Source organism: Geobacter sp. (assembly GCF_027327745.1).
GTDB lineage: Bacteria > Desulfobacterota > Desulfuromonadia > Geobacterales > Geobacteraceae > Geobacter.
In genome coordinates, this window is the sequence record NZ_DAHVYG010000062.1 from 1 (window position 1) to 11,990 (window position 11,990).

Annotated in this window: 11 protein-coding genes and 1 other annotated feature; of the genes, 9 read left to right on the forward strand and 2 right to left on the reverse strand. The window is 56.7% G+C overall.

The window, feature by feature from the left end; genetic code table 11:
* The 9 genes from rseP to M6689_RS11880 form a co-directional block, all read left to right on the forward strand.
* Positions 1-899, forward strand: an 899-nt coding sequence (gene rseP, locus M6689_RS11840) for an RIP metalloprotease RseP (protein ID WP_298271926.1), incomplete at its 5' end; no start/stop codon positions are given.
* 1 nt (position 900) lies between these two features.
* Positions 901-1,608 carry a tRNA (adenosine(37)-N6)-threonylcarbamoyltransferase complex dimerization subunit type 1 TsaB gene (tsaB, locus tag M6689_RS11845; RefSeq protein WP_298271930.1) on the forward strand — a complete coding sequence of 236 codons (708 nt, stop codon included), beginning with the start codon at positions 901-903 and terminating at the stop codon, positions 1,606-1,608.
* A gap of 163 nt (positions 1,609-1,771) precedes the next feature.
* On the forward strand, positions 1,772-3,433 hold the full coding sequence (ilvD, locus tag M6689_RS11850; RefSeq protein WP_298271933.1) for a dihydroxy-acid dehydratase: 1,662 nt from the start codon (positions 1,772-1,774) through the stop codon (positions 3,431-3,433).
* Positions 3,434-3,471: 38 nt separating this feature from the next.
* On the forward strand, positions 3,472-5,172 hold the full coding sequence (gene ilvB / locus M6689_RS11855; protein WP_298271935.1) for a biosynthetic-type acetolactate synthase large subunit: 1,701 nt from the start codon (positions 3,472-3,474) through the stop codon (positions 5,170-5,172).
* A gap of 36 nt (positions 5,173-5,208) precedes the next feature.
* Positions 5,209-5,700, forward strand: coding sequence for an acetolactate synthase small subunit (gene ilvN / locus M6689_RS11860; RefSeq protein WP_298271938.1), 492 nt, complete (start codon positions 5,209-5,211; stop codon positions 5,698-5,700).
* Positions 5,701-5,705: 5 nt separating this feature from the next.
* Positions 5,706-6,776 (forward strand): ketol-acid reductoisomerase, encoded by a 1,071-nt coding sequence (gene ilvC / locus M6689_RS11865; protein WP_298271940.1) that lies wholly within the window; start codon positions 5,706-5,708, stop codon positions 6,774-6,776.
* Positions 6,777-6,924: 148 nt separating this feature from the next.
* On the forward strand, positions 6,925-7,581 hold the full coding sequence (locus M6689_RS11870) for a phosphatidylserine decarboxylase family protein (protein ID WP_298271942.1): 657 nt from the start codon (positions 6,925-6,927) through the stop codon (positions 7,579-7,581).
* Positions 7,578-8,357 carry a CDP-diacylglycerol--serine O-phosphatidyltransferase gene (pssA, locus tag M6689_RS11875; RefSeq protein WP_298271944.1) on the forward strand — a complete coding sequence of 260 codons (780 nt, stop codon included), beginning with the start codon at positions 7,578-7,580 and terminating at the stop codon, positions 8,355-8,357. Before M6689_RS11870 ends, pssA begins: the two co-directional genes overlap by 4 nt.
* 125 nt (positions 8,358-8,482) lie before the next feature.
* Positions 8,483-8,732, forward strand: a binding site (T-box leader).
* A gap of 86 nt (positions 8,733-8,818) precedes the next feature.
* A complete protein-coding gene (locus tag M6689_RS11880) occupies positions 8,819-10,357 on the forward strand; it encodes a 2-isopropylmalate synthase (protein ID WP_298271947.1) in 1,539 nt (512 codons plus the stop codon).
* A 108-nt stretch (positions 10,358-10,465) separates the two neighbouring features.
* On the opposite strand, the gene M6689_RS11885 is transcribed toward M6689_RS11880, so the two are convergent.
* The gene (locus tag M6689_RS11885; RefSeq protein ID WP_298271949.1) at positions 10,466-10,666 is read right to left on the reverse strand and encodes a cold-shock protein; all 201 of its coding nucleotides are present in this window, start codon (positions 10,664-10,666) and stop codon (positions 10,466-10,468) included.
* Between the two features lie 218 nt (positions 10,667-10,884).
* Positions 10,885-11,913: a TIGR00730 family Rossman fold protein gene (locus M6689_RS11890; RefSeq protein WP_298271952.1), complete on the reverse strand. Its 1,029-nt coding sequence runs from the start codon at positions 11,911-11,913 to the stop codon at positions 10,885-10,887.
* Positions 11,914-11,990: the final 77 nt, after the last annotated feature.

Here is an 11,990-nt window from a genome sequence, read left to right on the forward strand (position 1 = left end):
CCGCCTTCCCTCTGGGGGGCTACGTCAAGATGGTGGGGGAGGGGGGGGAGGGAGAGCTGTCCGAGGATGAACAGGCCCGCTCCTTTGCCGGGAAACACCCTCTTCAGCGGATTGCCATTGTGGCTGCCGGTCCTTCGTTCAATTTGATCTTTGCCTGGCTTGTCTTTATCGTCGTGTTCATGGTCGGCGTCCCATCGGCTACCACCAGGATCGGCGAGGTCGTCAAGGATAAACCGGCCGCGCGTGCGGGGATCGTAGCCGGAGACGTGATAACTTCGGTCAACGGCAAGCGTGTCGCGAGGTGGGATGAAATGGCCGCCCAGATTGCCGCGTCGAAAGGGGCTTCGATCGTCATTGAAGTCAAGCGCGGCGATAAGGCGAAGACCTTCCGCCTGGTACCCGAAACGCGGACCGCCAAGAATCTCTTCGGTGAGTTGGTGACCTCGCCGGTCATCGGCATCGTTGCTTCTCCCGAGACGGTCATCGACCGGTTCGGTCCCGGCGAGGCGTTCGTCAAGGGGAGTGTGCAGGCCTGGAATGTCGTCAAGCTGACGGCAATCTCACTGGTCAAGATTGTTGAGCGCGCCGTTCCCCTCGATACCATCGGCGGTCCGATCATGATCGCCAAAATGGCGGGTCAGCAGGCAGAAGCGGGGGGGGTAAGCTTTCTCGCCTTCATGGCCCTTCTTTCCGTGAATCTCGGCGTGCTGAATCTCCTGCCGATCCCGATTCTTGATGGGGGGCATCTGGTCTTTTATGTTTGGGAGCTGGTCTTTCGTCGCCCGGTCAGCCCGAGGGCCCGGGAGATTGCACAGCAGATCGGCCTTGCACTGCTGATCGGGCTCATGGTGCTTGCCTTCTACAACGATATTGCCCGCTACGTGGTGGGGCAGGGATAGCGTGAGGCTGCTGACTGTCGATACTTCAACATCCACCTGCAGCGTCGCGCTGACCCGTGACGGCAGGCTTGTGGCAGAGTACCTGGTAGATAGCGGCCGGACCCTTACGGGGCGACTGCTTGCGGCCATCGAAACCGTACTTGCGGCTGGATGCCTTGACCTGGCAGAGCTTGACGGCTTCGGGGTAGCCCTTGGTCCGGGGGCGTTCACCGGGGTCAGGATTGGGGTCGCGACGGTAAAAGGGCTTGCGATAGCGATCGGAAAGCCCGTTGCGGGATTCTCGTCCCTAGCCATGCTCGCCATGAATCTTCCGTTCTGTTCGTTGCCGGTCTGTCCCCTTTTCGATGCGCGCAAAAATGAAGTGTACGCCGGTCTCTATCGCTGCGCCGGTGTCACGCCGGAGCCTCTGGTGCCAGACCGTGTTCTTTCCCCCCGGCAACTTCTTGAGGAGATAACGGGGCCGACGATCTTTGTCGGCGACGGCGCGCTTCGCTACCACGACCTGATCGAAACAAATCTCCGTGAGAGAGCGATATTCGCCCCGTCCTATTGCCATCTCCCCCGGGCTGGGGCCGGCGCTCTCCTTGCGCAAGAACTTCTGCGGACTGGAGATGGTACTCCCCTGTCATTGCTCAACCCTGCCTATCTCCGTCCCTCGGAAGCAGAATTGGCAAAGGTTCGGCGCGAAATGCCAAACGCTATTCTATAGCAGTTGACAGCACCCCGGTAATGTATTATTTTCACACTTTACTCTTGCGACGGCGGTATGTTTGGTGTCGTCAAATTTACGGAAATCACGGCTGAACGAAGCATGGTGCCATACCGGTCGTGCGGAGTTCTGCCCGTTCATTTTTTGATACGAGGTTCAGATTATGCGTAGCGACACCATCAAGAAGGGGCTTGAACGGACTCCCCACCGGGCCCTCATCAAGGGAACCGGCGTTCCCCAGAGTGCGATGGACAAGCCGTTCATCGGCGTCGCCACCAGTTTCACCGATCTTATCCCCGGTCACGTGGGGATGCGGGACCTGGAACGTTTCATCGAGAAAGGGATCCATTCAGGGGGAGGCTACGCCTTTTTCTTCGGCGTTCCCGGGGTCTGCGACGGCATTGCCATGGGGCACAAGGGGATGCATTACTCGCTACCGACCCGCGAGCTTATCGCCGACATGGTGGAGTCGGTAGCCGAGGCCCATCGGCTTGACGGACTCGTTCTTCTGACCAACTGCGACAAAATTACTCCCGGCATGCTCATGGCTGCTGCCCGTCTCGACATTCCCTCCATCGTGGTGACCGCAGGCCCCATGATGGCCGGACGGGGCGCGGAGGGTCGCCGCTTCTCCTTTGTCACTGACACCTTCGAGGCGATGGCGCGTTACAAGGCAGGGGTCATCGATGACAAGGAGCTGCAGGTCTGCGAGGATAATGCCTGTCCCGGTATGGGTTCGTGCCAGGGGCTTTTTACCGCCAATACGATGGCTATCCTGACCGAGACCCTCGGCATGAGTCTTCCCCGCTGCGGTACGGCGCTGGCAGTCTCGGCCCTCAAGCGGCGGATCGCGTTTGCTTCCGGTGAGAGAATCGTGGACCTCGTCCGTTCCGGCGTCACCCCGCGACAGATTCTCACAAGGGCATCCTTCGAAAATGCCATCCGTGTCGATCTTGCCTTGGGGGGGTCATCCAACACGGTTCTGCACCTCCTTGCCATTGCCCGCGAGGCGGGTGTCGAGCTTCCGCTCGAGACGTTCGATGTTCTCGCCAAGGAGACTCCCCAACTCTCGTCCATGAACCCGGCGGGAGAGTACTTCATGGAAGATCTGGATGCCGCCGGCGGGGTACTGGGGGTCCTGAAGCAGCTGGGGACGAAAATCAAGGACAATCCGACGGTCATGGGGCTCTCTACTCTTGAGCTCGTTTCCACCGTCGAGGCCGTCGACGAGCGGGTCATCCATCCGCAGACCGACCCGGTCAAGCCCGAGGGTGGAATTGCGGTGCTTTTCGGCAATCTCGCGCCGAAAGGGGCGGTCGTCAAGCAGTCCGGCGTCTCCGCGGCCATGATGCACTTCGAAGGGACGGCCCGCTGTTTCGATTCCGAGGAGTCGGCCATGGCAGCCCTCATGGGGGGAAAGATAGCCTCTGGCGACGTGGTGGTCATCCGTTACGAAGGGCCGAAAGGTGGACCGGGGATGCGGGAGATGCTTGCCCCCACGGCGACCCTCATGGGGCTGGGGTTGGGCGATTCGGTGGCACTCATTACCGATGGCCGCTTTTCCGGCGGGACCCGCGGCCCCTGTATCGGCCATATTTCGCCCGAGGCTGCCGAAGGGGGCCCCATTGCTCTTGTTGAAGAGGGGGATCGGATACGTCTCGATATTCCGAACCGCAGGCTCGAATTGCTGGTCGATGACACGGTTCTTGCCGAACGGCGCAGTCGCTGCGTTGCGCCGGAGCCCAAGATCAAGAGCGGCTGGCTTGCCCGCTACGCCAAGGTGGTTACTTCGGCCTATACCGGCGCGGTGACGAGCGCCGACTAGCTTACTTCTAATTCCAATTCCCTTGCGGGAGGCTTCTAATGAAAATGACGGGTGCGCGGATACTCCTTGAATGTCTCAAGCTGGAAGGAGTCGATACGGTTTTCGGTTATCCCGGGGGTACCGTAATCAACATTTACGACGAACTCTTCAGTTTCAAGGAGATCCACCACATCCTTCCCCGGCACGAACAGGCAGGGGTCCATGCGGCTGACGGCTATGCGCGCGCCACCGGAAGGGTCGGGGTCGCCATCGCTACTTCGGGCCCCGGGGCCACCAATACCGTCACGGGCATCGCAACCGCCTACATGGACTCCATCCCGCTTGTCGTGATCACCGGCCAGGTGCCGACGGCGCTCATCGGCAACGACGCGTTCCAGGAAGTCGACATCGTCGGCATAACCCGGCCCTGCACAAAACACAACTTTCTCATAAAAGATGTCCGGGAGATCGCCACGATCATCAAGAAGGCGTTCTACATCGCCCGGACGGGACGTCCCGGGCCGGTGCTCGTAGATCTTCCGAAGGATGTGCAGATCGCTACGACTGAATTCCACTATCCCGAGGCCATTGAACTTCGGAGCTACAAGCCTACTGTTGAGGGGCACCCGAAACAGGTGGAGAAAGCCGTGTCGTTGCTTCTCACGGCAAAAAAACCGGTAATTTACGTGGGGGGAGGCGTAATTTCCGGCGATGCCGCCGAAGAGTTGCGCGCTCTGGCGGCAAAACTCAATACCCCGGTTACCACTACGCTCATGGGCCTCGGCTCGTTCCCCGAAGACGACCCCCTTTCTCTTGGGCTGTTGGGAATGCATGGTACGTATTACGCGAACATGGCCGTCACCAACTGTGACCTTCTCGTGGCGGTCGGCGCCCGCTTCGATGACCGGGTCACCGGCAAGATAGCCACCTTTGCCCCCCATGCGAAGATCATCCATGTCGACGTCGATCCGACCTCCATTCGCAAGAACGTCCGTGTCGACCTCCCGATTGTCGGTGAGGTGAAGGATGTTCTGTCAAAGATGCTCAAGGCCACCGAGGAACAAGGTGACAAGGCGGACGACTTCAGGAAGGGTGTCGGGCCGTGGCTCGCCGAGATTGCCGGGTGGAAGGAAAAACATCCGATTACCTACAAGCAGGCGTCGACTACCATCAAGCCGCAGTTCGTCATCCAGAAGCTGCGGGAGCTCTCGGCCCCCGACGCCATCGTCGCCACCGATGTCGGACAGCACCAGATGTGGACCGCCCAGTTCTTTACCTTTACGAAACCCCGGACTCTCCTTTCGTCCGGCGGCCTCGGGACCATGGGATTCGGTCTTCCCGCAGCCATGGGAGCGCAAGTGGCGTTTCCCGGCCGGCAGGTTGTCGCCATCTGCGGTGACGGCGGATTTCAGATGAATATGCAGGAGCTGGCGACCCTTGTTCAGAACCGGTTGCCGGTAAAGATCTGTATCCTGAACAACAACTTCCTCGGCATGGTCCGTCAGTGGCAGGAACTTTTCTTCGATAAGCGTTATTCTCAGACCTGCATGGAGCTTCCCATTGACTTCATAAAGCTGGCTGAGGCCTTTGGTGCCAAAGGGTTTCAGGCTACCAAGCCTGACGAAGTCGAGGAGACCATCAAAAAGGCGTTCGAGACCCCGGGCCCGGTCATCATGGAGTTTAAAATCGCCCGGGAGGAGAAGGTTCTCCCCATGGTTCCCGCAGGGGCATCCCTCAATGAAATGGTACTCAATGCCTGATTGCCAGATTTCGCATGATATCAGGAGGTTTCCTGTATGAGACATACGATTACCGTGCTGGTAGAGAATGAATTCGGCGTGCTTTCCCGCGTAGCTGGGCTCTTTTCCGGTCGAGGCTTCAATATCGACTCCCTGTCGGTGGCCCCCACCAACGACGAAAGCATCTCGCGCATGACCATCGTTACACGGGGCGACGAACAAATCCTGGAACAGATATCCAAACAGCTCAACAAGCTGATCGATGTCATAAAGGTCATTGATTTTACCGGTGGAGAGGCGATTGAGCGGGAAATGGCGCTTATCAAGGTGACGGCGGAGGATGCCAGCCGTGCGGAGGTGCTGCGCATTGCCGATATCTTCCGGGGGAAGATCATTGACGTGACCCCTAAGTCGTATACCATTGAGGTGACCGGAGCTCCTGCTAAGATCGAAGCGATCCTTGAGCTGCTTCGTCCCCTGGGACTCAAGGAGCTGGTTCGTACCGGACCGGTGGCCATAGGCCGCGGCGCCAAGGGGTGGAAGGGATAAAATTCTTGCGGCTCTGCCGACAGGTTTATGTGTGCATCAACGAACGACAGGAGGAAGAAATGAAGATTTACTACGACAAGGATTGTAACCTGGGAGTGCTCAAAGGGAAAAAGGTGGCGATCATAGGCTACGGTTCCCAAGGCCATGCCCATGCCAATAACCTGAAGGATTCGGGAATTGATGTGGTCGTTGGTCTGCGCGCCGATTCAACCTCGGTCAAGAAGGCTACTGACGCGGGGTTGACGGTGCTTCCTACCTCCGAGGCGGTAAAGATTGCTGACGTGATCATGATCCTGCTTCCCGATGAAACACAGGGGGATGTCTACCGCGAGGAGATTGCTCCCTTCATTAAGCAGGGGGCATATCTTGCGTTCGGTCACGGCTTCAATATTCATTTCGGCCAGATCGTTCCGCGCCCCGATATTAATGTTATCATGGTGGCTCCCAAGGGCCCGGGACACCTGGTGCGCCACGAATACACCCGGGGAGGCGGCGTGCCGAGCCTCATCGCCATTCATCACGACCCGTCCGGCAACTCCCGCGACGTGGCCCTTGCCTATGCCTCGGCAAACGGCGGCGGTCGGGCCGGCATCATCGAGACCTCTTTCAAGGAAGAAACTGAAACCGATCTTTTCGGCGAGCAGGCGGTTCTGTGCGGTGGCATCTCGGCGCTCATTCAGGCCGGATTCGAAACCCTCGTGGAGGCTGGCTATGCGCCTGAGATGGCCTACTTTGAGTGTCTCCACGAGACGAAGCTTATTGTCGACCTGATCTATGAAGGTGGCATTGCCAATATGCGCTACTCCATCTCCAACACCGCCGAGTATGGCGACTTGACCCGTGGGCCACGCATCATTACCGCGGAGACCAAGAAGGAGATGAAAAAGATCCTCGGCGAGATCCAGGACGGCGAGTTTGCCAAGGAGTGGATGCTGGAGAACAGGGCCAACAAACCGGTCTTCAGTGCCCTGCGCCGCAAGGGGGCCGAGCACCAGATCGAGGAAGTCGGTGCGCGCCTCCGCTCCATGATGTCGTGGATCGGCGCCTCCAAGATCGTTGACAAATCCAAAAATTAGGCAAATTCAAGCCCGAACATGGAGGCCGGGATTGGCGAGCAGGCTGTTTGCTTCGTCGAGACCCGGCCTCTTTTCGGTTGGCGGCGGAAGTCGGTGTAATTATTTCCCATTCTGTGTATAATTCCGCTCTATCGTTGAGGTACGATTAATGCGCAATACTCATACTCCCATCGCCACGGAAGGATATCCGTTTGTTGCGATGGCAGGAGCTGTAACCATCGTTCTGGGGCTGCTCTCCGCCAAGGTTGTTGCCATCCTTCCGGTGGCACTGCTTGCCCTTGCGGTGACCCTTTTCATCGCGTTCTTTTTTCGCAATCCCCGGAGAATTGCCCCCGCTATTGAGAATGCCGTGGTGGCACCGGCAGACGGGGTTGTAATCTACCTTGGCCCGTCACGCGAAGAACATCTGGGTGTGGAGATGACCAAAGTCAGCATCTTCATGTCGGTCTTCAACGTGCATATCAATCGGGTACCGCTGACTGCGCGGGTAGTCGATACGTTTTATACGAAAGGCAAGTTTCTTGATGTGAGGGACGAGCGTGCAACCTTCGAGAACGAACAGGCAGGACTCATCTTGGAGAGCGTCTCGGGGGTCAGGCTGGTCGTCGTGCAGGTAGCGGGACTCATCACCCGGCGTATCGTCTGTTATGCCAAAAAGGGCGATCTGCTCGAACGGGGAAAGCGCTACGGGTTGATCCGGTTCGGCTCCCGTCTCGATGTTTACCTCCCCATGGACGCCGACATCAAGGTCAAGCCCGGGGACAGGGTGGTTGCAGGCGAAACCATCCTAGGGATGCTCCAATGAACGGTGAAAAAATCGACATGACCGAGAGCATGCGGAAGGGTATCTATATCCTCCCCAATCTCTTTACGACCGGAAGTCTTTTTGCCGGTTTCTACGGCATGGTTGCCACCATGAATGGTGATTTCAAGAGTGCTGCCCTCTGGATCCTCGTCTCTTCGATTTTTGACGGGCTGGATGGAAAGGTGGCGCGCCTTACCGGAACGTCAAGCAAATTTGGTGTCGAGTACGATTCTCTGGCCGATCTGGTCTCTTTTGGCGTGGCGCCGGGACTCCTCATGTACAAGTGGGCCCTTCAGCCCTTCGGAAGGTTGGGATGGCTTGCAGCGTTCCTCTTTGTGGTCTGCGGTGCCCTGCGACTGGCCAGGTTCAACGTCCAGGTGAACACCGTCGAGAACAAGCGGTTCGTCGGACTCCCGATTCCTGCCGCTGCGAGCATGGTGTCGGCTACCGTCCTGCTGTTTTATCATTTCGGCTGGCCGAGTTCCTACAAGAAGGTGGCGATTCTTGCCCTCATCTACCTGCTTGCGTTCCTGATGGTTTCCAGTTTTCGCTATTATTCCTTCAAAGACCCCGAGTTGATCAAGCGGCAGCCGTTTGCATTCCTTGTTCTGGCGGTGCTGCTTTTCATCGTTATTGCCGCCGAACCGCTCATCATGCTTTTCGTGATCTTCATCTGCTACACATTCTCCGGCATTGTCGGTTTTCTCATGACCTGGCCGCGCAGACGGCGTCTGGAAAAGGCCATTCATAACAAACACTCGAAGGATGAAAAGTAAGGCGGTGAAATTCCGGTGACGTTGTTTGGCAAGACGAAACTCTGTCCATTGTGGTGGAATATCTCGAAATGAAAAGAGTTTTTTTCTTGACAGAAAGACCGCTGTTTTCTAGTATAAAAAAAATTATAAAGGCAATGAAGAGGAGTAGTAGTCCTGCCCCTTATATTTCCTCTCCGTCAGTGGGAGGGTCAGAGAGCCGGTGGTTGGTGCGAACCGGCATAAGGATGGATGAACTCGCCTCGGAGCCGCTTCGGTGAACGGAACAGGTTGATGTTCCGCTAGCCGATGCCGTCACCCGCGTAAAGGGATAAAGAGGTCTACCTTCGGGTGGACGAAAAAGGGTGGTACCGCGGAGCGCAAGCCTTCGCCCCTTGCTGGGGCGAAGGCTTTTTTGTACTCGTTGTATCTCGTCGACCGGAAGATTCTCCTGATGGAGTACTACCACTAACAAGGAGGCAGAAATGGCGGAACTGAAGACTATTAAAATTTTCGATACGACCCTGCGGGACGGTGAGCAGTCCCCGGGGAACAGCATGAACATCGACGAAAAATTGCGGGTGGCCAAGCAGCTCCAGAAGCTCAATGTCGATGTCATCGAGGCAGGATTTCCGATTGCATCCGAAGGGGATTTCGAGGCGGTAAAGCGGGTTGCCCAGTCCATAAAGGGACCGGAAATAGCCGGTTTGTGCCGTGCCAACGACAAGGACATCGACCGGGCGTGGGAAGCATTGAAGTATGCGGGGGAGAAGGGGCGCATCCATACATTCATCGCCACCTCGGACATCCACATGAAGTACAAGCTCAAGATGGAACCGTCGAAGGTGCTCGAAGCAGCCGTGAAGGCGGTGAAGCGGGCAAAGTCCTACACGCCGAACGTGGAGTTTTCCTGTGAGGATGCAGTCCGGACGGATCTGAAGTTTCTTGGGGAGATAGTGACGGCGGTGATCGATGCCGGTGCGACGACGGTCAATATCCCCGATACCGTCGGGTACACGATTCCGTTCGAGTACTACAATATCATCAGGCACCTGAAAGAGAATGTTTCCAATATCGAGCAGGCGGTAATTTCGGTCCACTGCCACAACGACCTCGGCCTTGCGGTGGCCAACTCGATTGCCGCGGTGCAGGCGGGAGCGGGGCAGGTGGAGTGCACCATCAACGGGATTGGCGAACGGGCCGGCAACTGCTCGATCGAAGAATTCGTCATGGCGGTGCGGACCCGCCACGACATTCTCCCGTTCAGGACGAACGTGGAGACAGAACAGATCGTTCCGTCGAGCCGACTCCTCTCTACTATCACCGGGATCAATGTGCAGCCCAACAAGGCCATTGTCGGAGCCAATGCATTTGCTCACGAATCGGGCATACATCAGCATGGGGTGCTGATGGAGAAGTCGACCTACGAGATCATGACCCCTGAATCAGTCGGGCTCAAGACCAACGTGCTCGTTCTTGGCAAGCACTCCGGACGACACGCGTTCAAGAAGCGGTTGACGGAGCTCGGTTATGAGCTTTCGGAAGACGATCTGAATCGCGCTTTCGACCGGTTCAAGGCCCTGGCGGACATGAAAAAGGAAGTTTATGACGAGGATATCGATGCAATAGTTGCAGACGAAGTGATGCGTCCGGCAGAGAAATACCGCCTATCTCACATCACAGTGACTTGCGGTTCCTTTGCCGTCGCGACCTCGACCGTCCAGCTGGAGATTGACGGCGAAGCGGTAAGAACTGCGGAACTTGGCGACGGACCGGTTGACGCTACGCTGAAAGCGATCAAAAAGCTGACTAAATCCAAGGCCAAACTTCAACAATACAACGTCGGGTCAATTACCGGTGGAACCGATGCGCAGGGGGAGGTTACGGTTCGTGTCAGCGACGGAGATGAAACGGTGGTAGGTCGCGGTTCGTCGACCGATATCATCGAGGCTTCGGCCAAGGCGTATATCGATGCGCTCAATCGTCTCCACTTCAAGAAGAAGCGCATTCACGAGTGTCTATAACAAGCATGCCCGGAGGGCTTTCCCTTCGGGCATGCTTCCGGGCTGGAAAAGAGAAGGCCCGCCGGAATTTCCCGGCGGGCCTTCTCTTTGACCATGTGTGGTTCAGGGTTAGATCTTGCGGACGTTGGCGGCCTGGAGTCCCTTGGGGCCGGACACCACGTCGAACGTCACCGCTTCGCCTTCAGCCAAGGTCTTGAATCCTTCGGACTGGATTGCGGAGAAGTGCACGAACACATCTTCACCATTTTCCTGCTCGATGAACCCGAACCCTTTGGCGTCATTGAACCACTTAACCTTGCCTTGTGCCATTTTCCTACCTCCTTTGGTGCCGCCGGATTAGCTCCGGACTTCGTGGAATGCTGCTTAAGTTTCCGGAGTCTTGGGGCAGGAAAACGACAAAGTCGGACGATCTTTGTTCAGTTTTCAAGTGCTGCGTAAAGCTTCCGAAACTTGCTGCTCATGATAAATTAACATTGTGTAATTACGTGTGTCAAGCAATAATTGAACCGACGCGGGGAAAAGCAGGGTTAAAAAGTGTTTATCCTGCCGATGAATGCCATGAGCAGGCCATAGTGTTGATGGTTGAACTGCAGTGATATTCGGGGAAGTTTGAGCAGGTCGGGTTCGTCGGCTTCTTCGGGAAGAGGGGCGCAGCGGGTGATCCGGGTGTCGGGATGGCGAAGTTCCGGAAATTCATTTTCAAGCTCCTCAAGTTGGGCTTGGGTAAGTTCCTTGTTGAGTCGAATGATGAGACGCCCTTCGAAGAAGCGGAGCGAGTGATAGGTTCGGTAAAATTGCTCGATGATCTGGATGGCTTCGTCCACATCGCGCGTGATGGTGAATATGGAAAAGTCTTCCGCGGAAATGAATCCCTTGCCCAGAATGCAGGTCTTGACGAATTCGAACCAGCGGTCCCAATAGCCGTCGTTGTCGTCAATGAGGACAAGCGGTTTCGGCGAGGTTTTGCCAGTCTGAATAAGGGTGAACACCTCCATCGCTTCGTCGAGGGTGCCGAACCCTCCCGGGAAGACGGCCAGTGCGCTCGACTCCTTCACAAACGCGACCTTGCGGTTAAAGAAGTACTTGTAGTTGATAAGGCGGGGGTTCTGAAGCATGATCGGATTCGGCTGCTGTTCGAAAGGAAGGCGGATGTTGACGGCGAAGGAGTTTTCGCTTCCTGCCCCTTCATTGCCGGCCTGCATGATTCCCGGGCCGCCGCCGGTGATGATCATGAATCCCTTTTCCGCCAGCTTGCGACTGAATGCGACGCAGGTCTGGTAGATCTGTTCGTGGGGCTCGGTACGGGCGGAGCCGAAGATCGTGACCTTCTTTTTGGGTCGGTACGGTGCAAATACGTTAGTGGTGTAACGCATCTCCTTCATGGTGTTGTTGAGGAGCTTCAGATCGGCGAGGTAATAGCACTCCATTCCCGATTTGAGGACAGAAATGATCATCTCGCGAATAAGCTCGGGGTGATGAATGGTGCCAACTTCGGCCAGGAGATTGTCGATAAGGGTGTCGATTATTCCGTTGGTTCGGGAAAAGCTCAGTTCCATGGGCGCGGTTGCCCTCCCTCTGAAAAATTTGCGCATTATAGCACTCGCGGCAACGTGAAGCAAATGTTAAACCGGAT

What these genes read in the sequence shown, in the direction of transcription:
- ilvB (WP_298271935.1), top strand. Translation starts at nt 3,472, where the DNA reads ATGAAAATGACGGGTGCGCGGATACTCCTTGAATGTCTCAAGCTGGAA.
- pssA (WP_298271944.1), top strand. Translation starts at nt 7,578, where the DNA reads ATGAACGGTGAAAAAATCGACATGACCGAGAGCATGCGGAAGGGTATC.
- M6689_RS11870 (WP_298271942.1), top strand. Translation starts at nt 6,925, where the DNA reads ATGCGCAATACTCATACTCCCATCGCCACGGAAGGATATCCGTTTGTT.
- M6689_RS11885 (WP_298271949.1), bottom strand. Translation starts at nt 10,666, where the DNA reads ATGGCACAAGGCAAGGTTAAGTGGTTCAATGACGCCAAAGGGTTCGGG.
- ilvN (WP_298271938.1), top strand. Translation starts at nt 5,209, where the DNA reads ATGAGACATACGATTACCGTGCTGGTAGAGAATGAATTCGGCGTGCTT.
- M6689_RS11890 (WP_298271952.1), bottom strand. Translation starts at nt 11,913, where the DNA reads ATGGAACTGAGCTTTTCCCGAACCAACGGAATAATCGACACCCTTATC.
- M6689_RS11880 (WP_298271947.1), top strand. Translation starts at nt 8,819, where the DNA reads ATGGCGGAACTGAAGACTATTAAAATTTTCGATACGACCCTGCGGGAC.
- ilvD (WP_298271933.1), top strand. Translation starts at nt 1,772, where the DNA reads ATGCGTAGCGACACCATCAAGAAGGGGCTTGAACGGACTCCCCACCGG.